Raw genomic sequence first — 26760 nt, 5'->3', positions numbered from 1 at the left:
GCTTCTTTTTTGTTCATTAAATATACTTTTATTCACTCAGCTTAAATCGAATAGGAACTCTCATCCTTACAGCTACTTCCTTTCCTCTTTGCTTACCTGGGATCCAATCAGGAGATTGACGGATGACACGCAGCGCTTCTTCATCACAACCTCCACCTATGCCGCGGAGAATTTCAGGGTTGGTGACCCTTCCATCAGGCTGAATTTCAAATACCACAAATACCTTTCCTTCGATTCCCGCCTTCTTGGCTTGCTCAGGATAGTGAAGATTTTCGGAAAGAAACTTGCTCCAAGCTTCCCAACCACCCTTGAATTCAGGGGAATCTTCGACTACGTCAAAAATTTCTGTAGAAGCGGCATTTTGTTTTTCCAATTCCATGGGAATTTCCAATGTTTCAGCGAAACTTTCTTCTTTTTCAGTTTCGCAGGCAAATACCAGCAGCAAGGCTGCCATCAAGGGGATAGCCAAAAGAAACACGGACTTTTGGATCGCTTTGGATTTTTTAGAATTCATCATCATTTTGATTCTTTTTTTGGTTTGAAAATGGTTAAAGTTGTTGACCAATTGTCCGTTGCTTTCAGTAATCAGAAGCCCTAGGAGCAATTTGGCATAAGCGGTTTTGGAATAGGTGGAGGTCACCTCCTGGTCGGCCTCAAATTCGTGGACTTCCCTAAGATTGGCCTCATAAAAACTCCATATGGGATGGGACCAAAGGATGGCATTTGCAATCTGCAAGACCAGTAAATCAAGTGTATGTAATTTTTTGACATGCACGGCTTCATGATAGACAATAGGTTTTTGTTCAGCGTCTTGCTCATCATAATGAGGGAGGAATACAAAATGGAAAAATGAAGATGGTTGAAATTCAGGATTGATGACGAAACAAAGACCGTTTTTCTCAATCTTTTCAGATTGGTAAATTCGCTTAAATGTCACAAGCAAACCGATTAGGAGCATGCTTATTTTCCATATAAAACCAGTAAGGTATATGATCAATAAAAAATGAAGGAAACCGATTGAACCTGAACCCGATTCCTTGCCGGAAAACTGGAATTCCGGTAGACTATATGTCAGTATTTCAGGAACGAGTGTTGTTGTATTGCTTGTACTGAAACTTAAGAATGGCAACACCATTGCAAAAACCAAAGCGCCTAATAAATAAGCCCTGTTCCAGGTGAAAAATGTCAGTCTTGACAGAAATATTTTATAAAATCCGTAAAGTAGGAACAAGGCTAAACTCGCCTCCCATAGGTAATTGAATAACTGGCTCATGATTTTTCAGGGTTATCGTGCTCATCGATTAACTTTTTAAGTTCTTTCATTTCCTTTTCGGAAATCCCTTTCTCTTTTACCATAAAAGAGAGTACGTTTTGGACGGAGCCATCAAAGTAGTTTTTGATCAGGTTATTGAAGCTCTTTTTCCTGTAGGCCTCTTGGGTCACTACGGGGTAATACTCATGGATATTGCCATATGTATTATGTTTGAGATAGCCCTTCTTTTCCAGTTGCTTGATGTTGGATGCGAGCGTGGTATAAGGAGGTTTTGGCTCCGGGATTTCGTTCAGCACATCCCTGACCAAAGCCTTTTCCAATTTCCAAAATACCTGCATCAATTGTTCTTCGTTTTGTGTCAATGCTTCCATGACAATAAAAGTAATACTAATTATTTAATAATACTACGAAATTTTCGTAATTCTACGAAAAAAATGTAAATTATTGGTTAAGTGATTGATTAACTGATGAATTGTGTAACTGATGATGAAGTCGTTAACCGTTAAAAAGGTTAAAGGTTAATTTTTTTTGTTAAAAGTTGGGTTTGTGATGAATGGAGGAGGTGTATAAGTGGTGAAGCTGGTAAACTGAAATCGATATACTATTTATTAAACTCAACAGTGACCTCAATCTTCAATGGCATGCCATCTCTGTTTTTGGCGGAAAGTATTTTCCACCATTGATCATTATTCCGCCAAAAACTTATACTTGGCTTACACTTTAAACCCCGGGTAGCTACCCAGAGCTAATATACGTTTGACCTCCCGATTTTCGGGACAGGCATTTCAGGGTCATTATTTTTATCGCTTCTTAATTCTGAGTTTTTAACTCTTATTTTTTGAGCTTTAAGCTCTTGACTCAGGAATCCGAAGGTACAACCTTCGGATAACGCACCATTTTTACCATCAAAATAAGATTTCTCTCTACGTTCTAAATGACAAGGTGAGGCCGACTTAATTTTAAACCTGAAAATGAGATTTGATGTTGGGGATTTATATCGCCGTAGGCATATATCAACTTTATATCGCGAAGCATATATCCACCATTCATTTCTCAAAAATCACCTCTTCACTAGGCACCCTGAACCTCTCTCCATAAATCCCTTCAGGAAGTCCTTTGCCACAGGCAATGATCATAGAAATCTCAGCGGAGTCTGGTAATTCCAAAAGCTTCTTCACTCTTTTGGAATCAAAGCCTTCTAAAGGACAGGTGTCATAGCCCCTGGATTTCAAGGCATACATGAATGTCATGGCAGCCAAAGCAACGCTTTTGTGAACTGAAATGCGCACATCTGTTTCTGAGACTTCCCTCACCATAGGTCTTTTCAACCCTACCGACCAAGCGATCAGTCTCTTTCCCAGTGACCAAAGCGGAAATTTGGAATATAGCCTTGGAATCAATTTGCCATAATAGGAGAGTACTTGCTTTTCTTTCTTACCACTTTTTCCTTTGTAGGCTTTTTTGACATTTTCATAGTTGGATTTTGCCCTCTTTTTCCAATTATCCCTCCGGGCCACAATCACCACTAATTCCCTGGCTGTTCTCGCCGCACTCTGCTTCATGCACAATTCAGCTAAGGGAGTTTTGAGAGATGAAGTTTCTGGCACCCTATAAAATTCCCAAAGTTGAAGATTTGAGCTATTTGGAGCCAATGTGGCCAGTTCGAGGCATTCCTGCACAGTTTGATGGTTAAACTTTTCCTTTTGGTCAAAAACTCTTACCGATCGTCTAGTCTTAATGATCTCAGAAAATTCTGTTTGCTGTATAAAATCAGTCATTTGGTCAAAATAATTAACTTAATCCTTAAGCTTTAATTTGCTTTTCTTAAATTCAGCCTGAAATTTCACGAATTCTATTTTAAACTCCTAAATATGGTTTTGCAGCTCATCAGATTAGAAATACTTAAAAGTATGCGATCGACATCCTTTGCAAAGTCTGCATTGGTGGCAATATTTTTGGCCTTTTTAGCAGTTGTCTTGTTGGCTTATGTCCTGCTGTTGGGAATTGTCTTGAAAGATGTCTTGGAAAAAGTAATGGAAAGTTCAGATGCTTATACCACACTTAGTGCAGGTCTGGTATACTTTTTCCTTTTTGAATTTATGTACAGGTATTTTACCCAACAACTGCCTGTGATGGAGTTAGAGCGTTTTTTACACCTGCCTATCAAAAAAAGCAATATCATTCATTTTCTTTTGGGACGGTCATTCATTTCGCCTCTGACCTTGATAGCACCATTGCTTTTTGGACCTTTTGCCTACAGAGAAATCCTGCCAAAGTTTGGAGATGTGGCGGCCATTTCATGGATTGCTGCAGTGGTTCTGACGAGTTGGTCTTTACATTGGTTGATGCTGTGGTTCAAGCAAAAATTTGAAGATAGCTTGACGGGGATAGGTATAGTTTTTCTAGTGCTTTTGTTGGGTGCAGGTTCCACTTACCTCGGATGGTACAACCTCGGGGAGATCATTAAACCTGTTTTTGATTGGTCATTGACTTCACCGATTCCAGTACTTTTGTTGTTGGGGGTTTTTGTAGCCATGTACCAAATGGCATATGTATATTATAAGAACAATGCTTATTTAGAGGACTTGTCACAGGAGGAAAATATCCGTTTTGTCAATCAAGAACTTGGTTTTTTATCACGGTTTGGCTTGGCAGGGGAGTTTGCCAATTTGGAGTGGAAGTTGATCATCAGACATAAGAAACCGAGGACATACTTGATGCTTGCAGGCTTTTTCTTATTATACGGTTTGATATTTTATAATAACCCACAATATGCCTCAGAAGAAGGTTTCAGCCACCTGTTTGTTTTTGTAGGCTCATTCATTACAGGGATTTTCATGCTGCAATATGGTCAGCTTTTTTTGAGTTGGAATTCTGCCAATTTTGATTTTTTCTTACAGAAAAGAGATGGTGTGGAAGCTTTGATCAAGGGTAAATACTTACTTTTCATAGTAGTTTCAATACTCTGTCTGCTTCTTTCAATCCCGTACGTATATTTTGGATGGGATATCCTTTTGATTCATTTGGCTACTTTTCTTTTCAATATGGGAGTAGTGATACACATGGTCATATACCTTTCGCTTTGGAAGCCAAAGCCAATGGATCTCAACAAAGGCGCCATGTTCAATTACGAAGGTGTGGGGATTGCCCAATTTCTGATGATTATCCCAATGCTGATTGCTCCATATGTGGTATACCTGCCTTTTGCCTTGTTTTTCAACCAATACATTGGGCTTTCAGCTCTGGCTATCGTGGGTATGGCAGGCATTATCGCCTTCAAACCACTCTCGAGATTAGCGGTACAGCGTGTACTTGACAATAGATATGAAATTTCATCATCATTCAGACAAGAAATATGATCACAATAGAAGGACTCAAAAAAAAGTATAAGGAAGTAGTGGTACTGGATGTGCCCAACCTTTTTATCCCTAAGGCTGAATGTTTCGGTTTAGTCGGAAACAATGGTGCAGGTAAAACGACTCTTTTCAGGATTATCCTCGATTTGGTCCGTACCACAGAAGGTCAGGTCATGATCGATCAGGAAGTTGTCAGTCAGTCTGAAGATTGGAAGTGGAAAGTAGGTGCTTACTTGGATGAGCATATGTTGTTGTCATACCTTACCCCGGATGAATATTTTGAAGCGCTTCGCAAAATGTACAGGATGTCTGATGCGGATATGGTCATGCACCTGGAAAAGTTTCATGAGCTTTTTAATGATGAGATTTTGGGAAAAAAGAAGTATATCCGTGACCTGTCAAAGGGAAATTTGAAAAAAGTGGGTATTGCGGCAGCCTTAATGGGAAATCCTGAAGTGGTCTTGCTGGATGAACCATTTGAAAACCTGGACCCTAGTTCGCAAAACAGGTTGAAAAAACTGATTTTGAGTGAGAAAGAAAATTCCCAAATCACGTTTTTGATTTCCAGCCATGACCTCAACCACGTTACCGAAATCTGCGAAAGGATTGTACTTTTGGAAAAAGGTCTTGTGATCAAGGATATCAAAGAAAAAGAATTGATGGTAGATGAACTCAACACCTACTTTGGCACTTGATGCAGCTTAAAAGAGGTTTTTGAAAAAAGTCCTTAACAGAAATAAGTAATTGTACCTAGAGAAAAGAGATTTACCGGAATGGTAAATCTCTTTTTGGTTGTAGACTACCGAAATGGTCTGGTTCGTAGAGAAAGGCTGATTTTTCACCAATGAAAACAATTGTTTCAGCGGTAAACCTACTTTAGGAATACTTGCACCATTGATGGCGACAGCAATTTCTTCCTTATTGCTTAACACATCTATTTGGAAATTTTCTCCTTCGATATGCAAATCAGAAATGACCTCTACAGGGTTCATGGCTATTTACTTTCAGATGTTGAAATTTTTAGCTTTCCGTTGATTTTCCAAGTGGTCACATCATTGGAACCCACCTCCCTTGGTACTCCAAGACTGAAGTCTTCAAATTCATAGGAAATTACAGCTCCTTTTCCAGTAAGTTTTTCATAAAGACCAATGGCCAAATCCGGCCAAGATTGAATGTTTTGTTTTGATTCTGACATGGTTAAAATATTTTATGGTTTAGTAATTACCTAACAGGCTTACCATCATATTGTTTTATTCAAAAGCGAGAAGACATCATTTACACCGGTGTCTTGGATAAGGTCATATGAGTTCTTATTTTTCAGGTATAATCAGAAAGTTTGTGAAAAAGGAAAGAAGATCATTTATAAAAAAAATAAGTTTGGCATCTTTTGCTTCAGTTTTAGGTGCTGAAATTGTTTTTGCGGAAAATATGCCTAAGGGTTATCTCCCTGTTTTTTTGGAAGATCAGGACAATTTGAAGTCATTAGGGAAAGATCCTGCTCTCAAGGTTTTGAATGATAGGCCTTGGAATGTAGAGACCCCCATTCATCTGTTGGATGATAAAGTCACACCTGCTGAAAAGATGTTTTTACGCAACAATGGGCTTTTGCCGGAAAAGATTGATCCTTCCAATTGGACCTTGACTATCAAGGGAGAATCGGTCTCCCAAGAGAAGACATATACCTTGGCGGAATTGAAAAGCAAATTCAAAACCCATACCTACCAATTGACGCTAGAATGTGGTGGCAATGGCAGAGGTGAGTTTTACCCACCTGCCGAAGGCAACCAATGGGGTCAGGGTGCAGTCTCCTGTGCGACTTGGACTGGTATCCGGGTAAAAGATTTATTGGATGATGTGGGGATCAATAACGATGCAGTGTATGTTGGCTATCACGGCACTGATGCCCACCTCAGCGGAGATCCTTCAAAAGAGTCCATATCAAGGGGAATCCCCATTGACAAAGCCAAGCAAGATGAGACTTTGATTGCCTTTCAGATGAATGGAAAAGATATTCCCATGGCCCATGGCTATCCACTTCGGTTGGTAGCAGGAGGATTTCCTGCCTCAGCTTCAGGGAAGTGGATCAATGGACTTTCGATTAGAAATAAAATACATGATGGTTCCAAAATGGAATCTCCTTCTTATAGGGTTCCTATAGAACCTGTTGAACCAGGGGAACGATCTCCAGATGAAAATATGCGGATCATCGAATCCATGCCAGTGAAGTCTATCATTACTTACCCTAAATCAGGAGCTGAGTTTTCTTTTGGCAAAAACCTGGATATCCGCGGGCATGCTTGGGCCGGAGAGGAGATGATCAGTAAAGTGGCTTATTCAATAGATTTTGGCACGACTTGGCACGCCTGTCAGTTGGATGCTCCCGTCAATAGGTTTGCCTGGCAGCATTTCAAGGCCAATATCAAGTTTCCTAAAAAAGGTTATTATGAAGTTTGGGCAATGGCTACAGACGATCAGGGACGTAGCCAGCCTATGGTGGTTCCAGGTTGGAATCCAAAAGGCTACCTCAACAATGCATGTCACAGGATAGCGGTAAAGGTAATATAGTATGCAATCAAATGATATCAGGAAGTTATTGACTGCTGTTGCTGCCTTGGGTTTGATGATGGTTTTTTTGATTGTGTCCGCCATTGGCTTGATCGTGATGGTACAGTTTCAACCGGAAATACTTACAAATTGGTTTGCTGATTCCAAAGAAGAAGTCCCAGCGGTGGAAGTACAAGTTGTGGACGAAGAGTGGACAGACGAAAAAATCGAAGAGGTAGGTTTGGTACAGGGAGAGGGATTGCAGTTGGTCTTGGCCAATTGCACCAATTGCCATTCAGCCAAGTTGGTGACCCAAAACAGGTTCACCCGTGAGGGCTGGATTCAGGTGATAAGATGGATGCAAGAGACACAGGGTTTTTGGGATTTAGGTTCTAATGAGGACCCTATTGTGGATTATCTTTCCACTCATTTCGCTCCCGAGGCCAAAGGAAGAAGAAAGCCACTTGAGGTGGAGTGGTATAGTTTGGAGTAGGAGATTGGGTTCACGCAGAACTTGTCCCGAGAATCGGGAGGGTTTTGTTTCCCGCGGATGGCGCAGATAATCGCAGATAAAAGAGGGTATAATAAGGCCTTCCTTTGTCATTTCGACGACGAAGGAGGAGAAATCTAATTGTGAGAGGGGTTTCACGCGGTATGGTTTCACGTAGGACTTGTCCCGAATCGGGAGAAAAATTGTTTCCCGCAAGGACGCAAAGACATTAAATTTTTATCCCGCGGATGGCGCAGATAATCGCAGATAAAAGAGGGTATAATAAGGCCTTTCTTTGTCATTTCGACGACGAAGGAGGAGAAATCTAATTAGGACAGATTCCAAGGGGAATAATTTAAAAATATCCCTGTTTTTGGCGAAAAGTATTTTACACAATTGACCATTATTCGGACAAAAAAAATGAAGGTTTATGATCATATTTACCCCGGGTAGCAACCCGGGGCTAATATATACTTGACCTCCCGATTTTCGGGACAGGCACTTCAGGGTCATTAATTTCATCCTTTCTTCACCTAAATTAAACCCTTGAACAACCTCGAACCCAATTCTAAATTCTAAAATCTAAAATCTACAATTTTCATCCTTCATCCCTCCTCCCCCGAAATACTTCGGGGCAGGCTCTCATCCTTTCTAATCTCAATCTCCCATACTGATATTGATAAAGCTGGCAATCCCAACCCTTACGCCTGATCTTTGGTAAGCGCTGTTTTCAAAGCCTGCACCCATTTCCAGTCGGAAGATCCTGAACAGGTTGTCCAGGGAATAGCCAACTTCCCAGTAATGCGGGGACTCAGCTGTTTTGAGGTAGTTGAAGAATATATTTTCTCTCACCCCTGAAAATCTCAACATCGGCAATTGGGTAAGCAAAAATTTCCTGAATTGGTAATGCACTATGGCAGAGACGTATTGGCTTTGCGTGGAGTATTGGTAGTAATCCAAAAACCTGAAGTTGTCAGCCACACCCATATTGGCAAAGATGGTCCTGTTGCCTCCAAAGTGCTTGAAATCCATGAAGTACACTTGGGAATTATTAAAAAAGGCACCTGCTGTTAAGTTGAAATTCAACTTGCCACTCACCCCAAAATTAAAAAAGTGTTCCAAATTCGCTTCTACCATGTCAAAATTGGCGGCATTCGGTGTATTGAGAAGACCCCCAAAAGCCTTGGAGTACTTAAGATTCACCAAAGGAGCTGATTCATAAATAGGTCTTTTTCGCCCATTCCTGATGTAGTATTTCATCCCCGGACGCCATTCCAGCGAACCTTCGAAAATGAGGGCTTGGCTGTTTTCAAAATTTGCATCAGTGGCTTCTACATTTTCAGGTCTGTTTGGAGTATAGACCCTTTCAGGTCTGTTGTATAGGCTAAAGTCAGAATTGTTGAAAAGCTCCCGCCTGTTGGCATAGCTGAAGGTGGACCTGTAAGTCAACTTATCATTCACACGGTGATAGAGGTAAGCTTTGGCAAAATCCTGCTCATAGAGTTTCATGTAATTCTGTCTAAGCAATATGGAATAAAGAGCATTTACCTGTTCCTGAATCGGGTTGTCAGCATTAAACTGGTAAATATAAGAACCACCTGCCGCGCCAAAAGTCAGCCCCATTTCTTCTTTGGTAATGGCCCTTCGGATATCCAAGGTGCCATAAGCTTGTTTGCTCGCAAATCCATACCTAAATTCCGGACTTATGGTAAGCGACCGTGTGTGCTGGCTTACCGAATCAGCCATTTTTTCTGAACTGGAGATCCTGTAGTAAGCACCTAAGCCCACTTTGTAGCCTTCTACGGTGTTAAAAGAAAACTTCGTCAGGTTATTGCGGAAGGCTAGTCTTCTGCCTTTTCCAAAATTGTATCCTCCTCCTGTGACTATATCAAGGGGCTGGAATTTTCTTCTGGCTTTTCTGGCTACGGAATCTACCTTGGATTCTTTTGCAGCTTCTATGACCGCCAAACTATCATCCCGAGTGTAGCCCCTGACTTCTTCATCGGTGAGTTTGACCGGCCGAATACTGTCCCAATAACTCAGGCTTCTTTTGGTTGCCAGTGAATCTACTTTGTAAGTTCTCTCGGAAACAACATCCTCTTCCTCCCTTTCTTTTAAAGCCTCCTTTTCGTATTCATTGATCATTTTACGGAAATCCTTTCTGGTGAGCTTGTCAGACTGTGCCATCTGCTCCATGGTAGAGAGGCTTTTGTCCAGCTTGATGTCTTTTGGCACCTCATCGATTTTTTCATCAATGATGGTGGTCTCGACAATGAGATCGGGATTCAGGGTGATGTCATAATCACGGGTAGATGCTAGGTATTTGAATTCTCCGGCAAAGCCAAAAAACTTCCCTCCAAAAGTGTAGGTATGGGTGGAGGGCATCCACACGTTTTCGGCTACAGGTTGATAGATTTGCTGCACCTCTATCTGAAATCCCAAAAGAGAAGTTTTCAAGTCCAGACTGTGGATGGCCCAGAGGTTTTCGATAATATAGATATGTCCTTCAAATACCCGCTCGCCCCTTGACCTCGGGGTGACCCTGATTTTATTGATCATAACCCCGTTTTCTACGAAAGAACCCTCATATTTGAATTTATAATATGCGAAAGCTGAGGGAGCCAAAGGGGATACCGCTTCATTGATTTTGGCATTGTAAAAACTGGTGGCAATGTAGGGAGCTGGTGAGGTTTGGTTGTTGTCACCGCTTGTTCGGATGCTGATAACTGTTTCTTCTACCTTATTGGGTTGCTGGAAGTGGATTTTGGAAACTGATTCTGAGGTATAAGCCTCATTCAGTTTGAATCCGTCTTTTTCTATTTCTTTTTTGAGGAAAAATGGGGCATTGGTCAATTTACCAGTCCCTTTGAGGTAGACCATCATGCTGTATTCCTGCACCTGAAGTCTGTGGAATTTGGCTTTGGAAATCGCTTTCCTCATAATGGTCAGGGCCGGGTCTTCCTGTCCTGTCTTTACTGTGACTTCCTGAAGGGCATAGGTTTGTTCCTCCAGCTGGAAATCTAAAGTGGCCCAATTGTCTTTCACCTCGATAGTACCGACTTGGGTAGCATAGCCTAAATACTGTGCGACCACATCATAATAACCGGATTTTAGTCTTATTTCATAATCACCGTTTTGGTTAGCTGGAACACCGTCTCCTGTGTTTCGAATGTAGATAGAAGCAAAAGGCAATGCTTCACCTTCTTTATTTGTTATTTTTCCCTTAATCCCTTGTGCAAGAGTACTAAGAGGTAAAAGTAGTGTAAAAATTAAAAGTGGAATTGCAAACTTAATTGCGCTTGTTGGTCTAGTCATAGCGTTGATAAAGAGGTGGAAAAATACTACTTTTCCTTCGAACGTGAATATGTTGACTAAGTTTTTTTGCGAAGTTTAACTTTTGAATCAGTATTAAGGATTTTTTTAAAAACATGTTTTGGAAATCCATCTAAAATGCTGATGTGCAGGTGCTTTTAAATACAATTGTTAAATAGGTTTAATTTTGTTAGATTGGAAATTTTCAAATCAAAATTTTAAAAATACTGTAAAAATAGAATTCTATTCCAAACCTATTTTTTAGTTATCCGTGTGCATAGGTACGGTCAAATCAATCCTACTTATGAAAGTTATCCATCCGCTATTGTTCTTCGTAATGTTGTTGGTATTCAATAGCTGCACCAATTTCAACCGTGCTGTCCATACCAAAAAATCAGGCGACTTGGAAAAACCACTTGAAGGTTTTTTAATTCTCTTTGTGGAAACCGACAATGAGATTCTTCAATTGGATGAGGAGTTTTATAATAAAAGTATTCGAGGCAAATTCAATAATCTGGAACATAGAAGGTTCAGAGACCACCTTGCATCAGCTACTAGGTATACATTTGATGCAGTAAAAACTTTTGATAGCAAGGATTTTTTTGAAGTACATCAGGATTACTCTTTTGAAGAATTCAATACGGTTATCAATGACTCTGATTTTCAACACTTATTGATCATTTCTATGCGGAATAACATGGATAGGGGAGAGTTTTCCCAACAAAACTTTCAAGTATACCTGTTTGATAAGGGAATTGAGCAGCCATTATGGACTGGATTTGGGTATTATAATCAGGGAAATATTATCAGAAGGCCTGCTGCCCAAAGGTTAAGCAACCGTATCAAAAGGGACTTGAAATCGGATGGGATGTTGATGTAAGCCCGAAACACCAAAAAAAGCCAAACTGCTATGCTTAAAAACCGCGTCTTTTTTTTAATTTCTGTTTGTATGATGTCTTTGCTTTTCAGCAGTTGCAATAATTGGAGAAGGGCAGTCAGTTCTAAAATTGTCCATCAACCTGAAAAACCTATTGACAACATGATGTTGGTATTCACCGAATATCAAGGTGAAATTTCAGGATGGAACGAAGATACTTATGACAAAGCCGTAAAAGATAAATTCAATAATCTTGAATACGAACGCTTCAGAAATCACTTAAACGATGTTGGCTGGGACATTTTTCTTCCTCTAGTCTCTCATGATTTCAGGAAGGTTTTTGAAAATCATAATGAGTACACTTTCAATGATTTTCAGGAGAAAACCAAAGCTGTTGAGGTAGATTATGTATTGTTGATCAATATGAAAATCAATGAGCCAAGAGGAGAGGTCATTAGAAGGATATTTCAAGTATACCTTATCGATATCCAAACGGGTACGCACATTTGGTCTGGGTATGGGTATCATAATCCAGGAAATATTATTAGAAAAGGAACAGCTAAACGATTGCTAAAAGGAATAAAAAGAGATTTGGTGGAGGAACGGATGATTGTTTCTTGAAATAATGAAGGAATGTAGCTTCTCGAAGTTTGCAATTTATGAGAATTGACAAAACTGAATTTCACATTCTTTATTTTCTAAATTTAAATTACTGAAAACCCAAAATACTTACCTTATAGAATTGTTGGTGGTATTTAATGAGGCCTAATTTTTTAATAACCACTGATCAGTAATGATTTTCAAATTTTAAGCTTCCTTGTTTTTTTAATAAAAAAATCTGCATCAATATTTACCCCATAAAAATAATCGCCGGTGATTATTAGAATCTAAATTTCATTTTTATAACTTAGGGTTTAATTGATTGTGTTAAAGTTTATATGCAATACTTCTATAAAATTTTTCTTAGGATAATTAGTATACTTTTTTGCTGTACAATTTTCTTTTTATGCTTTACTAATCAGGCTCTTGCACAAAATGAATTTAAAGAAATCAGGTTTCAGGCAGAAGAAGGAGAAAAACAAGGACGTTACTTTTTGACCGGAACCATAAAGGAAAAAGAAACGGGTACTCCGCTTTCAGGAGTGTCAGTGCATATCGATGGATTTTTTACGGGTGTTAATTCTGACATTAGCGGTCAATATGTTGTCCCTTTGGACTCGGGAAGGCATAGAATTGTATTTCGGAAATTTGCCAAAACTGCAGACTACTATATTATAGAAATGTATGGTAACGGAGTTATAAATGTAGAACTGAATGACTTGAATTTCCAACTCGATGTTTTTACAGTGATGGCTGAAGAGCGGGATAGAAATGTACGAAGTGCAATCACCGGTCTGACTAGGATGAGTATTGAAGAGATCAAATTGGTACCTGCTATGATGGGTGAACCCGATGTGTTCAATGTGCTGCAAGCCATGCCAGGTGTGAACTCAGTGGGAGAAGGATCACCGGGTTTGAATATCCGTGGTGGTCAGGCCGACCAAAATCTTATCATGATGAATGAGGCGATTGTCCTGAGCAACAACCATGCGTTGGGATTTCTCAGTGCATTCAATGGGGACGTCTTACAAAACTTCTCCTTATATAAAGGTGCTGTGCCCAGTTATTTTGGTGGCAGAAGTGCAGCGGCCTTGAACATTGAAATGAGAAAGGGTGATTTTGAAGAATGGAATTATGGTCTTTCTTTCGGGACGGCCACCAGCAAGATCATGGTGGAGGGCCCACTAAATCCTGACAAAACAAGTATGATAGCAGGTATCCGACGTTCCAATGCCAATTGGATGCTCAACACCGTTGATCAATATGATGTTAGAAACAGCAATATCCGTTTCCATGATATTTATCTAGGTCTCAGTCATAAGTTTTCTGAGAAAAATACCCTAGATCTGAATGTATTGAACACAGGAGATTTTTTCCAGTTTTCCAATCAGTTTGGATTTGAGTGGAACAACTTTGTCACCTCATTGACTTCCAAAAATCTGATTACAGATAATTTCTCCTTGGTTGGCCTTTTGGCATATGGGTCTTTTAACAACGGTTTTTTCGAGCCCTCTCAGGAAGATGCTTTTCAAGTTGATAATGGACTTTATTATTTGCAGGGAAAAATATCCGGACTTTGGACTAAAGATAATTTTGAACTGACTTTTGGAGGAGAAGGAATTCAATACCAAATGCGACCAGAAACCTTGTCTCCTTTAAGTGGAGGTTCTGGCATTATTCCTGAACAGGTCAGCAAACAGAGGGGAATGGAATTGGCTCCTTTTGTATCAGGAGAATGGAATCCCCACGAAAATTTTGCATTGACAGCCGGTTTGCGGTATTCCACCTATATGCAACTTGGGCCGGATACTGTTTTTACCTACGAGCAGGGATTGCCAATCAGTGGCCTGACACGTACAGGAGAAGAAATCTTCGGTTCGGGTGAGATACTGAGGTATGGAGGTTTTGAACCAAGGGTATCCTTTCGCTGGAGTATTGATGAGGCCAATTCTATCAAAGGTGGTTACTCAAAGATGTATCAATATTTACAGACCGTTTCCAATGCCACTGGACCTACACCTATTGACCTTTGGCAGTTGAGTACCAATTATATTTTGCCCCAGCGTTCCCACAATTTCTCATTGGGCTTTTTCAGGAATTTCGACGAAGATGAATGGTCTACTTCTATAGAAGGATTCTACAGGATGACAGATAATCAGTTAGAGTATAGGGATTTTGCCGACCTTTTTCTCAATAGAGGCTTGGAGACAGAATTGATCCAAGGAGAAGGGAAGGCATTTGGAGGTGAATTGATGATCCAGAGGAATAGAGGAGCGCTCACAGGTTGGTTGGCTTACACGTACAGCAGGTCATTGATCAGGACAGTATCTGAGTTCCAAGAAATTCAGGTCAATCGAGGCAATTGGTTTCCGACCAATTTTGACCGACCTCATATTGTGTCTTTGGTGGCAAATCTTCATTTGGGAAAGTCAAGATTCTTGAATATGCACGCCAACTATTCAACAGGAAGACCTGTCACTGCACCTAGTGCAAATTATGTCGTAGGGGGGATTTTTATTCCTGATTTTGGGGATAGGAATCAGTTCCGTATTCCCAATTATTTCAGGATAGACCTGAGTTACCTGACCAATGGTATCGTGCGCACTTGGGATGATAAATTCAACTTCTCTATTTATAACTTGCTTGGTAGGAGGAATGCCTACTCTGTTTTCTACCAGCGGGAAGGAATGTCAAGGAGGCTGAGGCCTTATCAGATTTCTATTCTTGGTGCCGTATTTCCATCCATCACCTACTCAGTCAATTTCAGCAAATGAAAAAGTTATACACCTATATAATGAGCGCTATGGTTTTCCTGGTATTTGGATTGATCCCAAGTGGATGTATAGATACGCTTGATTTTGGAACTGTCACCGAAGAAGGCCAACTCGTAATATATGGCTTACTTACGGATGAATTTGGTGTACATAGTGTTGATGTGGGACGTACAGATCTATTTGGTTTGTTGCCGAGAGGAGAAACAAATGCAACGGTTGTTTTATTGGAAGAAAGTGGAAGTTCACATATTTATATGCATGTAGAAGATGGGAGGTATGAACTGCGGGATTTTCGGGCTAGGGAGGGAGAAAGATATGCCCTTAGGGTTGCATCTGGAGAGCAAATCTATGAATCGGAATTTCAGGAATTGCCAAAGCAAAGTGCCCAACAGAATATAAATTATTCCTTTTTTTCAGAAAGCGAAGGTATGAGAACCAGACCTTTCCTTTCGGTTGATGCTGATGTGACCTTGCCAGAGTCCGAAGAAGACGTTTACCTCCGCTGGACCTTGGAGGAAACTTTCCTCTGGGTGCGTTTATGGGGGGGAGGTCCATTTGAACCACCCCCTCCGAATTGTTTTATTTATGATGATATTGATCCAAGTACCCTTCCATTGCTTACTTCTGCTGGCACAGGATCCAGAAATTTCAGTTTGAACTTGGGTAGCAGATTGGTGGATGATTCGTTTTTGTATCCATTTTTTGTCACAGTACGTCAGTTGAGTGTCAGTAGGGAGACATTTGAGTATTGGAATAGGGTAAAGCAGGTACTGAACAATCAGGGTTCTTTATTTGATATTCCCCCTGCACCTATTCAGAGCAATATTAGAAATTTTTCAGATCCCGATGACAGGGTTTTGGGATATTTTGAAGTGGCCAAGGTTTCCATTTCAAGGGTTTTCACTACCAGTGCTGATGTGCCTTTTTTTATACCCAATCCCTGTACCAATGCTGCAAATCCTCCTGCTCTTTGTTTTGATTGTGAAGAAAAGGCAATGGGGAGAAGATGGAATACGGTGACTCCAGAATGGTGGAGGTTTGATTGAGGATTGAAGGGGAAGATTATCCGGAGCCTGTGGCTTCGGATTGATGGTATAAAGCCTTTGGCTTAAATAGAATTGGAGCTTGAAACTCCTTTATCAGTAGTCCGAAGGCGGAACCTTCGGACAACTTTATGGTCTTTTGCTTGAATTGGGGAACGTTATCCGGAGCCTGTGGCTTCGGATTATTGGTAATAAAGCCTATGGCTTGAATAGGATTGGAGCTTTCCGTCTACTTCTTCGATGTAGTCTAACTCGTAATTTTAGCTAAAAAAATGAACTATACTTCATAGATTTAGCTAAAAATATGAATACTGTCTATTGTCGGATCCTGATATTACTTGACTCTTTTCGATTTAATATCGTCCGTGCCTATGGCACTTTATAACCCACACCTAATCTTTGATCCCGGCAATAAATTGCCGGGCTATTATTTCGGCCATGCCGTGCCTCCGGCAGGAAATCCTACGGCATTTTTGTGCCTAAAACACCTTGTTTTCACACACTTCATTCCCATCTTGTATCTTGACTTCTGTTTCTGAATTCTCACTCTTTCAAATGAACTGATGTATTGAGCTTAAGGAAGCCTCGTAATTCGTATTTCGTAAATTTCTAGACTCTCGCTTCTCGCTTCTTTTTTTTATTCCTCACCTTTCCTCCCCAAACACATTCCTCTTCACAAATTCATTCCTGAATTTTCCGTCGGGGTCGTGTTTGGCCAACAGGGTCTTGAATGCTTCCAGCTTGGGGTAGCGGCTACTTAGGGTGCTATAGGGGATGGTAAACAACTTTGCCCAGTGCGGTCTTGGATTAAATTTTTCCAGCTTGGATTCCATTTGAGGAAGCAAAGCCATCACTTCAGGGATTTCCTGTTTCCAGGTGGTATGGATGGCAACGGAATCCCTCTGATAGGCGGTGCTCATCCACAGGTCATCCGCTTTGATGGTCCTGATTTCTGAAATAAAAAGATGAGGATGAATTTGTTCGGACATTTCTTTGACAGCCATAATGGCTTCATACCCCTTTTCCAATGAGACAAAGAATTCCGATTGCAGTTCTTTACCGGCACTGGGTTGAAACTCCATCTTGAAATGGGGAAGTCTGTCGTACCATGGTCCCGGTGTACCCAATTGCTCTGAACAACTTTCTGCGTCCATTGATGGTACAGGGTGCATCTTGATACTTGCCTTTTTGGCTCCAAAAAACTCCTCAGGAAATTCAGGCTCTTCACCCGTGGTCACCCTTTTTTTTATCCAGACCTCATTTACTTTGTCGCTAGCCCAGTCTAAAAACAAACTTACACTGTATGCCGAACCCATGATTTCGCGAAAGTTATCTTTGAGCGCTTCCATGGGCATGTCTAAGTAGACTACCTGTGCGACCTCGAAAGCCGGTTGCAATTCCAAGGTTACTTGGGTCACCGGACCTAAAGCGCCCAACCCGACCACTGCGCCATAGAATTCCTCATCCTCTTTACCTAAACTGACTATTTGACCTTTTGCGTTTACAAATTCTAAAGCAGCGACTCCAGTGGACAGGTTGCCATTTTCCAGTCCAGATCCGTGGGTGGCGGTAGCAATCGTCCCTGCGACGGAGATATGAGGAAGGGAAGCGAGATTATGCAAAGCAAAACCATTCTCATGCAGAAAAGTACAAAGTTCACCATATTTGATTCCACCTTCTACAGTCACCTCCATTTTTTCTTTATCGAGGGAAATGATTTTGTTCAAATGGTCAAAAGAAACCAACATCTCATCAGAATCTGCAATGCTATTAAAAGAATGTCTTGAGCCCAAAACCCTGAGGGAACTGCTTTTTTTGACTAACTCTTGCACTTCGGCAATTGATTTGGGGTAGTGGACATTGTTGGTGCTGAAACGGAAATTCTCAGCCCAGTTCAAAAGGTAATCAGCTTGCATTGATTCAGGTTTTTTGGGTGAACAGGAAATCCAGGGCGAAACAAATGCTGCCCCGATTAGGACGGTGGTGTTTTTGACAAAGGTTCTTTTGTTCATGAGGTTTCTAATTGAGATATACTTTGTGAAATAAGGTAGAAATATACTTCGTGAAATAAAATAGAAAAATATGCCCAGCATCATACTTTCATATTCTTCTTTCTTACCTAAACCCATGAACAACCTCAAACCCAATTCTAAAATCTTAAATCTAAGATCTACAATTCGGTCTTCTTATTTCTACTGTATTTCAATTATGATCCTCTTATCTAATTTTAAGATTTGTTAAGAAATCAACTTTTAGCCCAAATCTTTGAAATTCGCCTGTTTTCAAAGATTTTGCTTTTACTCTGCTTAATTGAAAAATACATGGTCTATTTTCACATTTTTAATAAAATCGAAAAATTTTAACTATTCGAAAAGTTCAAACGTTTTCGGTTATGTATTCATTAATAATATTCAACTATTGTTAACAATAAGGAAAAAATACCTTTATTCTGTTAACGCGGGCTGATTCAAAAGGCGTAGGGGGCTTTTGTTAAATATTGCAAAATTAAATTTAAACAATCATTTTAGATTTGAAATTAACTATTAAACCATTTCGTTTTTTTCAAAACAACAAACCCTATGAGAAATTATTTACAAAAATTAAAAGCATTTATGCTGGTAACCGTACTGATGGTATTCAGTATTGCAGCAGCAAATGCACAAGGCAGGGAGGTATCAGGTACAGTCCTGGATACCGAATTTGGTGACCCACTACCAGGCGTAACAGTTTTGGTGAAAGGCACCACCCGAGGTACTACTACCGATTTAGATGGTAGATACACCATCAGTGTTCAACCTGGAGATCAGGTTCTAGTTTTTTCTTTTGTTGGATTTACTGCACAAGAAGTAACAATTGGTAACCAATCCATCGTCGATATCCAATTGGAAGAAGATATCCAAAGCTTACAGGAAGCTGTCGTGATCGGTTATGGTACACAGGATAAAAAGGAGATTACATCTGCTGTAGCTTCTGTTAGTTCAGAACAATTCAACAGAGGTAACTTCACTAATCCTACCCAATTGCTACAAGGTAAAGTAGCGGGCCTTTCAGTAACAAGGCCAGGTGGTAACCCTAACGAAGCACCTACTGTTCGTTTAAGAGGTATTTCCTCTTTTGGAGCTTCACAGTCTCCTCTGATTGTATTGGATGGTGTAATCGGTGCTTCTATCGATGCAGTCGATCCAAATGATATCGAAACATTTGATGTGTTGAAAGATGCTTCTGCAGCTGCCATCTATGGTACAAGAGGTGCTGCCGGTGTAATTTTGATAACGACCAAAAAAGGAACTTCTAAAAAAGGAATTTCTTCTGTAACCATCAACACCTTTGGTACAGCTGAATCTCCAACCAATTTGATTCCGGTTTTATCTGCAGAAGAATTTGTAGAAAGAGGTGGAACCAACTACGGTTCACAAACAAATTGGAGAGATGAGGTCTTGCAGACTGCTTACAATGGGACGGTCAATGCTTCCATAACAGGTGGATTTGAAAATACTCAATTTTTAGCTTCTGTCAACTATCGTAATAATGACGGTATTGTTCAGAATACAAATAGAGAATCTTTGAATACGAGGTTCAATATGTCGCATGGTGCATTGAACAATAGATTGAGATTGAATCTCAATTTGTCTTTCACCAATACAGATGGACAAAATGTAAATTCAGAGGCAGTAAGGTACGCCACTATTTATAATCCTACAGCTCCTGTTTTTGAAAACACTGAAGGCGCAAACAGAGATTTCGGTGGATATTTCCAAAGACCATTGTTTGATTTCTACAATCCTGTTGCTTTAATCAATCAGCAAAGATTTACAAATGAACAAAGAGCCGCAATTTATTCTTTTAGAGCGGAGTATGACCTTTCTGATAAGTTTACAATCTCATCTCAGTTTTCCCAAGATAGGTTTACTGATCTTTCAACCCAATTTTATTCAAGACAAGATTTTGAAACAGGTTTTGGTAGAAACGGACAGGCTGGTCAAAACCTTTTTGACAGAACTACAAGTATCTGGAATGGTACTATCAGATTTGAAGACGAGATTGCAGATAGGTTAAATTTTGCCCTTTTGGCGGGTGCTGAGACTCAAGTTTTTGAAGAGAGAGGAATGAATGCCTCTTCTACAAGATTCCTTTTTGATCAAGGTCCTAATAATTTAGGTGCTGGTGGACTTAGATTAGGCCCAGGTACAGGCATGGGGTCTTTTGCTACAAGAGCTATTTTGAACTCTTTATTCACAAGAGCAAATTTCAATTATGCCAATACTTATTTCCTTTCTGCTTCTTTAAGAGCAGAGACTTATTCAGGATTTGGTAGAGAAAACCAAACAGGTCTATTTCCTGCAGTAAGTGCGGGTGCTGACCTGACTCAGGTTTTTGACATGGGTATTTTCAATCAGTTCAAGCCAAGGGCTTCATTTGGAGTGGTTGGACAGCTTCCTCCTAATCCAACATTGGCTTTGGGTATTTATGGAAACGGTAACAGGATTCCTTTGGACCCGACTGACCCAAATTCAGTATTTGTGGGTATCAACCAACTTTCAAACCCTAACCCTCAGTTGAGATGGGAAACCACACAAGAATTTACTGTTGGTTTAGATTTCGGGTTATTTAATGGTAGGATTACCGGTCAAATGGATTATTACCAGAGAACAATCTCTGATTTGATATTCAATACAACCGTTCCAGTTGGTGCACCAAATGAGTTCCTTCCAGGCAACTTCTACACTGCACCAAATATTTGGGCTAACGTAGGTGACCTGACATCTGCAGGTTTCGAATTTATTGCAAGTGTGAATGACTTGAAATTGGGTCCTGTTTCTTGGACACCAACAGTAAACTTCACCATCTACAAAAGGACAAGAATTGAAAATATCGGTGTAGGTTCTATTCAGCTTCCTGAAATCCGTCAAGGTATTCCGGGCGCTCCGGGTCAAAACAACAACCCAATTGTATGGAACAGAGAAGGTGAAAGAATTGGTGATTTCTACGGTCCAAGGATGGAAGGATTTACTGATGGAGGAGAATATATTCTTTCAGGAGAAAATCCTGCTGAATTTGAAAGATTAGGCAATGGTTTACCTGTAGGTGACTTTGGTTTCTCAAATACGTTCATTTATGGTAACTGGGATTTGAATTTCTTGGCAAGAGGTAGCTTCGGTCATATGATCTACAACTCATTCAGAGGATTCTATGAAAACGCTGATGGTGCTTCAAATTCCTGGAATTCAGTGGTTACTCGAAACACTCCGACCAATCCGCTTGTTACATCTACACCTACTTTCTCTGATTTGTATTTGGAAAGAGGAGATTTCATCAGGTTGGACAACCTTCAAATAGGGTATAACTTTCCGACAAATTCTGAAAGTATCAACAACTTAAGATTCTATGGTGGGGTGCAAAACCTGATCACGTTTACTCAATTCTCAGGAGTTGACCCAGAAGTAAGATGGACGGATACAGAAGATGTATTAAACCCTAATCCTTTGGCTCCTGGTATTGAAAGAAGAAATACTTATTTCTTGCCAAGAATTGTGACTTTGGGATTAACCCTAACATTTAAATAACATAAACTCAAAAATAAATATGTTACGATCAATTAAAACAGTATTAATGGGAGGCTTGGTGGCAGTTGCCATGGGGTCTTGTTGGGAATTGGAGCAGGAGGTACTTTCGGGTATCACGCAGGAGGAGTTGGAGGCGAATGTTACTCCCGAGCTGATCGAAGTATTGAAGCAATCTGCATATGGTGCAGTAGTAGCAAGTGATCAAGGCGGATTTGGTGGTCACGGCGGTTATTATGCAGTGGTAGAAGTATCATCGGACGAATTGGCCATCCCGCAGAAAGGTGCGGATTGGGAAGATGGTGGTATTTGGTTGAGAACGCATAGGCATACTTGGATCTCAGTAGATGGTCCTTTGAATGGTGCCTGGCAATATGGATTCAGAATTGTGGCTGAGTCAAACTTGTTGCTACAGCAATACCCAGATCTTGACGAGCTGGCAGCTGAATTAAGAGTGCTTAGAGCTTTTGGTTACCTTCTGTTGATTGATAATTTTGGAAATGTCCCAATTATCAGAGAAACAGATAGAGGCGGTAGCCCTGTGCAAAGCACAAGACAGGAAGTATTCGATTTCATTGAGTCTTCAATTTTGGAAAATGTTGAGACTTTGACAAGAGAAAATACTAGGTCAAACCTTAACTATTGGACAGCACATATGATGTTGGCCAAGTTATACCTAAATGCAGAAGTGTATACAGGATCACCAAGGTGGGCTGACGCCAATACAATTTTGGATGTCATCATCAATGAAGGTCCTTATTCGTTAGCGCCAAACTTCTTCTCGAACTTTTCTACTAACAATGACAATTCACCTGAGAACATGTTTACAGTTCCTTATGATGCAAACAACGCTCCAGGATTCAATATTCACCAAATGTCTCTGCATTACTCTAATCAATTGACATTTGAGTTGCAAGAGCAGCCATGGAACGGGTATGCGGCTTTGGAAGAATTTTACAATAGTTTTGAAGAGGGAGATACCAGAAAGGCATCTTTAAGAGAAGGTCCTCAATTCGCTGCTGATGGTGTTACGCCATTGATAGATGACGCCTTTGATGGTGATCCTGATGGACCTGAAATCAACTTTACTCCTGAAATCAATCAACTTGGACCTAATGCTTTCCGTCAGGCAGGTACTAGGATAGGTAAGTTTGAAATTGCTATGGGTGCAGCGCCTAACTTGAGCAATGACTTTCCAATATACAGGTTCGCTGATGTTTTGTTGATGAAAGCAGAAGCAGAGTGGAGATTGGGTAACAATTCTACAGCTCTTCAATTGGTCAACCAATTGAGAGAAAGAGCCAATGCGCCATTACTTTCTTCTTTGGATGCGAATGTTCTATTGGCAGAAAGAGGTAGAGAGTTGTTTGCTGAAGGTCATAGAAGATCTGATTTGATCAGGTTTGGAAGATTCAATGATGCATGGTGGGAAAAAGCAGCTTCACCGGCATTCAGAAATCTATTCCCAATCCCAGAGAATCAGCTACAGGCTAATCCAAGCTTGTCTCAAAATCCTGGTTATTAATCAGGTTTGACATACTAAAACATGAAAGAAGTGCACGTTTGTGCACTTCTTTTTGATTTATACCAAATAGAAATAATTAGCCCAATATTACTCTAATAGCTTTGAGATCCTTTCTAAGCACATTTGCGCCCATCTTACTACTCTTATTTTCCTGTGCTGAAAAGTCCCAGCAAGGAAAAATGCTGTTTGAGTTGATGGATAGTGATGATACTGGTGTTTCATTTCGAAATGACCTGAGCTATAATGAAAATTTCAACCCATATACTTTCAGGAACTTTTACAATGGTGCCGGGGTGGCTTTGGGAGACATCAATAATGATGGACTGATCGACATTTTTTTGGCGGGGAATCAAACGGAAAATAAACTCTATTTGAACAAGGGGAATTTCCAATTCGAAGACATTACAGAGAAGGCTGGACTGGCGGTCCCTGGAATATGGTCGACTGGTGTTTCCATGGCAGATGTGAACGGTGACGGTTTGTTGGATATTTATATCTGTAAGTCAGGCCCATTAGGTGGAGAGGAAAGGTATAATTCTCTTTACATCAATAATGGAGATTTGACCTTTACTGAAAGTGCCAAAGCATACGGTATTGCTGATGAAGGATTATCTCAACATGCTGTTTTTTTTGACTTTGACAAAGATGGTGATCTGGATATGTACCTCCTGAACAACTCTGCCCGGTCTGTTGGGGTGAATGACCTGAGAATAGGTCAAAGAGATGTCAGAGATCCTATGGGTGGAAATAAACTCTACCGGAATGATGGTGGATTTTTTACAGATGTGAGTGAAGAAGCCGGGATTTACGGTTCTGCAATAGGATATGGACTTGGTGTCACCGTGGCTGACCTTAACAAAGATGGATGGCCGGACTTGTATGTTTCCAATGATTTTTTTGAAAAAGATTACCTGTACATCAACAATGGAGATGGGACATTTACAGAAGCCTTGGAAGAAATGATGACAGAAATCAGCATGGGATCTATGGGTGCAGATATTGCGGACTTAGACAATGATGGCTGGTTGGATATTTTTATTACCGAAATGCTTCCAAATAGACTGGAAAGGGTAAAGACAAAGACACCTTTTGAAGAGTGGGATAAATACCAGGCCAATGTAAAGGCGGGTTATTTTCATCAATTCACCAGGAATACACTACAGCGAAACTTAGGTTTCAAGCCTAATTCTGATCAAGTTCATTTTGCTGAAATCTCCAGAATGGCCGGTGTGCATGCCACAGATTGGTCTTGGGGAGCTTTGATTTTTGATATGGATAATGATGGCTATAGGGATATTTTTGTAGCCAATGGAATAGTAAAAGATTTGACGGACTTTGACTACGTGGACTATTACGTGCACAATCAAAGTCAGATTGCCCAAAACAAAAAGGATTCAACCCTGCTCATCAGCATGATTGACAATTTTCCCTCAGTACCTCAGAGGAATTTTCTGTTCAAAAATAATGGAGGTTTTGACTTTACCGAATTGGCCGCCCAGGTCGGGATGGACCAAGAGACATTTTCCACAGGAGCAGCTTATGCTGACTTGGACAATGACGGAGACCTTGATTTGATAGTCAACAACCTCAATGGCGAGGTCTTTATTTTCAAAAATAACAGTGAATCGCTTTATACCAATCATTTTGTGCAATTGGATCTGGGTAGGCATTTCGGAGCCCAGGTGACTATCCGGTCAGGGGAGAAGATGTGGTATGCTGAACACAATCCTGTCAAGGGCTACATGTCTTCTGTTGATCCACGCATGCATTTTGGATTGGGCGAAATATCAGCAATTGATGCTTTGGAAGTAATTTGGCCAAACGGTTCGGTGACCCAAATTGATAATCCAGCATTGGATACCATTCATGTGCTTTGCCCAAATGAAATAACTGAGGAATATGATTTTTCAAGGGAAGAATTCAGTACCTTCTTGGAAGAAGTGCAGGTTGATTTTCCTTGGCAGCACCAGGAAAGTGATTTTATTGACTTTGATAGGGACAGGTTGCGGTTCCATATGATTTCTAACGAAGGCCCAAACCCTGCCGTGGCTGACATCAATGGGGATGGTTTGGATGATGTTTTTTTCCCGGGAGCAAAAGGACAAGCTTCTGTCATCTTGAAGCAAAAGAGAAATGGGGCTTTTGAAGTTTCTCAAACTTTTGAAGAAAACAAATTGTCGGAAGATGTTGCAGGAGTGTTTTTTGATGCCAATGGCAACGGGTTGATGGACTTGTATGTGGTCAGTGGTGGCTTGGAGTTTGGGATTGGGAATGCTAATTACCAAAATAGGCTCTACCTTAATGATGGGAAAGGGAGTTTTGCCCAGTCAGAAAATGGTTTGCCCCGAGACTTAGAAAGTTCCGCTTTCACCTTGCCTTGGGATTACGATCAGGATGGGAATATAGACTTGTTGGTAGGGGTACGGAACTTACCATTTGCATATGGATTGCCTGGAGATTTGAAATTGTTTAGGAATAAAGGTGATGCTACCTTTGAAAGAGTAAATGTGCCAGAATTTGAAAAAATGGGCATGTTGACCGATGCAGTGTTGGCAGATGTAGATGGTGATGGTCAGGATGAATTGGTAGTAGTAGGAGAGTGGATGCCTATTAAGATATATAAAATTTCTGGAGGTTCATTTGAAGATATTTCTACGGATTTGGGATTTGAAAACACCTCAGGTCTTTGGAATTCAGTAAGTGTTTTGGATTGGGATGGAGATGGACGGATGGATTTGTTCTTTGGGAATTCTGGGACAAATACCCGGCTTCAGGCTTCTGAAAGCGAACCTCTACGCATGTATGTCAATGATTTTGATCAAAATGGAAGTGTGGAACAAATCCTCACTGTCTATGAAAATGGTGAAGAATTTCCTTTTGTACTCAAGTCCAGCCTGCTCAAACAGTTGCCAGGGCTGAGAAAGCAACTCTTGACTTATGATGCATATAAAGACAAGAAAATGGAGGATTTATTCTCCCAGGATATACTTGACAATAGTTTGGTTTTAGAAGCTAAGACTTTGTCGTCTGCCCTTTATAAAAATAAAGGAAATGGTACCTTTACACGGGAAAATCTACCCACTGAAGTACAATATGCCCCGATTTACGCAAGCCTTGGAGTTTTGGCCAAAAATAACGAAAAGCACTTGATTTTAGGGGGAAACCAAAGTAGAATAAAACCGGAGTTGGGAATACAAATGGGGAGTTATGGATGGCTTCTTCAGCAAAATAGCTCAGGTGAAATCATCGTCGTTCCTGCCGAAAGATCAGGGCTTTATGTGGAAGGAGAAATCCGAAATATTCAAAAGGTAAAAACCGACCAGGGAGTATTGTTGATGGTTAGCCGCAACAATAATTTTCCCAAGTGGTATATGTTCAGAGACTAAATATTAGGAGAAGTTATAG

Annotated in this window: 18 protein-coding genes; 11 read left to right on the top strand and 7 right to left on the bottom strand. The window is 40.4% G+C overall.

The features are described 5' to 3' along the window. Positions 1–28: 28 nt before the first annotated feature. The 3 genes from CLW00_RS06290 to CLW00_RS06280 all read right to left on the bottom strand — a co-directional run bounded on the left by CLW00_RS06290 (position 29) and on the right by CLW00_RS06280 (position 3051). Entirely contained in the window at positions 29–1273 is a 1245-nt protein-coding gene (locus CLW00_RS06290; protein ID WP_106132813.1) for a TonB family protein, read from the bottom strand. Next, a complete protein-coding gene (locus CLW00_RS06285; protein WP_106132812.1) occupies positions 1270–1644 on the bottom strand; it encodes a BlaI/MecI/CopY family transcriptional regulator in 375 nt (124 codons plus the stop codon). Before CLW00_RS06285 ends, CLW00_RS06290 begins: the two co-directional genes overlap by 4 nt. A 675-nt stretch (positions 1645–2319) precedes the next feature. Next, positions 2320–3051 carry a nitroreductase family protein gene (locus tag CLW00_RS06280; protein ID WP_106132811.1) on the bottom strand — a complete coding sequence of 244 codons (732 nt, stop codon included), beginning with the start codon at positions 3049–3051 and terminating at the stop codon, positions 2320–2322. 93 nt (positions 3052–3144) lie between these two features. Between CLW00_RS06280 and CLW00_RS06275 the strand changes: the two genes are divergently transcribed. Both CLW00_RS06275 and CLW00_RS06270 read left to right on the top strand, forming a co-directional pair. Next, positions 3145–4632 (top strand): DUF5687 family protein, encoded by a 1488-nt coding sequence (locus CLW00_RS06275; protein WP_106132810.1) that lies wholly within the window; start codon positions 3145–3147, stop codon positions 4630–4632. Beyond that, on the top strand, positions 4629–5324 hold the full coding sequence (locus tag CLW00_RS06270; protein ID WP_106132809.1) for an ABC transporter ATP-binding protein: 696 nt from the start codon (positions 4629–4631) through the stop codon (positions 5322–5324). Before CLW00_RS06275 ends, CLW00_RS06270 begins: the two co-directional genes overlap by 4 nt. 6 nt (positions 5325–5330) lie before the next feature. On the opposite strand, the gene CLW00_RS06265 is transcribed toward CLW00_RS06270, so the two are convergent. Together CLW00_RS06265 and CLW00_RS06260 are read right to left on the bottom strand one after the other, a co-directional pair. Further along, positions 5331–5621, bottom strand: coding sequence for a hypothetical protein (locus CLW00_RS06265; RefSeq protein WP_106132808.1), 291 nt, complete (start codon positions 5619–5621; stop codon positions 5331–5333). Positions 5622–5623: 2 nt separating this feature from the next. Continuing rightward, positions 5624–5824: a hypothetical protein gene (locus CLW00_RS06260; RefSeq protein WP_106132807.1), complete on the bottom strand. Its 201-nt coding sequence runs from the start codon at positions 5822–5824 to the stop codon at positions 5624–5626. 107 nt (positions 5825–5931) lie between these two features. On the opposite strand from CLW00_RS06260, the gene CLW00_RS06255 reads away from it, so the two are divergent. Together CLW00_RS06255 and CLW00_RS06250 are read left to right on the top strand one after the other, a co-directional pair. Beyond that, positions 5932–7194 (top strand): sulfite oxidase, encoded by a 1263-nt coding sequence (locus tag CLW00_RS06255; protein ID WP_211300158.1) that lies wholly within the window; start codon positions 5932–5934, stop codon positions 7192–7194. A gap of 1 nt (position 7195) precedes the next feature. Beyond that, positions 7196–7666, top strand: coding sequence for a cytochrome C (locus tag CLW00_RS06250; protein ID WP_106132806.1), 471 nt, complete (start codon positions 7196–7198; stop codon positions 7664–7666). Positions 7667–8320: 654 nt separating this feature from the next. Here CLW00_RS06250 and CLW00_RS06245 read toward each other — a convergent pair. Then, entirely contained in the window at positions 8321–10978 is a 2658-nt protein-coding gene (locus CLW00_RS06245) for a DUF5686 and carboxypeptidase regulatory-like domain-containing protein (RefSeq protein ID WP_106132805.1), read from the bottom strand. A gap of 301 nt (positions 10979–11279) precedes the next feature. Here CLW00_RS06245 and CLW00_RS06240 point away from each other — a divergent pair, with 301 nt between their 5' ends. The 4 genes from CLW00_RS06240 (at position 11280) to CLW00_RS06225 (ending at position 16272) form a co-directional block, all read left to right on the top strand. Continuing rightward, positions 11280–11855: a hypothetical protein gene (locus CLW00_RS06240; RefSeq protein WP_146131372.1), complete on the top strand. Its 576-nt coding sequence runs from the start codon at positions 11280–11282 to the stop codon at positions 11853–11855. A 69-nt stretch (positions 11856–11924) separates the two neighbouring features. Next, positions 11925–12473: a hypothetical protein gene (locus CLW00_RS06235; protein WP_146131371.1), complete on the top strand. Its 549-nt coding sequence runs from the start codon at positions 11925–11927 to the stop codon at positions 12471–12473. A 317-nt stretch (positions 12474–12790) separates the two neighbouring features. Then, complete coding sequence (locus CLW00_RS06230; RefSeq protein ID WP_106132802.1) at positions 12791–15226, top strand: TonB-dependent receptor; 2436 nt, start codon at positions 12791–12793, stop codon at positions 15224–15226. Next, positions 15223–16272, top strand: coding sequence for a DUF4249 domain-containing protein (locus CLW00_RS06225; RefSeq protein ID WP_106132801.1), 1050 nt, complete (start codon positions 15223–15225; stop codon positions 16270–16272). The genes CLW00_RS06230 and CLW00_RS06225 overlap by 4 nt, the downstream gene beginning before the upstream one ends. Positions 16273–16913: 641 nt before the next feature. Here the strand turns inward: CLW00_RS06225 and CLW00_RS06220 are convergent. Further along, positions 16914–18281, bottom strand: coding sequence for an FAD-binding protein (locus CLW00_RS06220; RefSeq protein WP_106133070.1), 1368 nt, complete (start codon positions 18279–18281; stop codon positions 16914–16916). A 567-nt stretch (positions 18282–18848) separates the two neighbouring features. Here CLW00_RS06220 and CLW00_RS06215 point away from each other — a divergent pair. The 3 genes from CLW00_RS06215 to CLW00_RS06205 all read left to right on the top strand — a co-directional run bounded on the left by CLW00_RS06215 (position 18849) and on the right by CLW00_RS06205 (position 26741). Then, positions 18849–21833, top strand: a complete 2985-nt coding sequence (locus tag CLW00_RS06215; RefSeq protein WP_106132800.1) for a SusC/RagA family TonB-linked outer membrane protein — start codon at positions 18849–18851, stop codon at positions 21831–21833. Positions 21834–21852: 19 nt separating this feature from the next. Further along, a complete protein-coding gene (locus CLW00_RS06210) occupies positions 21853–23355 on the top strand; it encodes a RagB/SusD family nutrient uptake outer membrane protein (RefSeq protein WP_106132799.1) in 1503 nt (500 codons plus the stop codon). A 101-nt stretch (positions 23356–23456) separates the two neighbouring features. Further along, complete coding sequence (locus CLW00_RS06205; protein ID WP_245917184.1) at positions 23457–26741, top strand: VCBS repeat-containing protein; 3285 nt, start codon at positions 23457–23459, stop codon at positions 26739–26741. Positions 26742–26760 lie beyond the last annotated feature (19 nt).

It is taken from the genome of Mongoliibacter ruber, from assembly GCF_003003005.1.
GTDB lineage: Bacteria > Bacteroidota > Bacteroidia > Cytophagales > Cyclobacteriaceae > Mongoliibacter > Mongoliibacter ruber.
The sequence above is the reverse complement of the archived record's forward strand: the minus strand, read 5'-3'. Positions and strand labels throughout refer to the sequence as shown.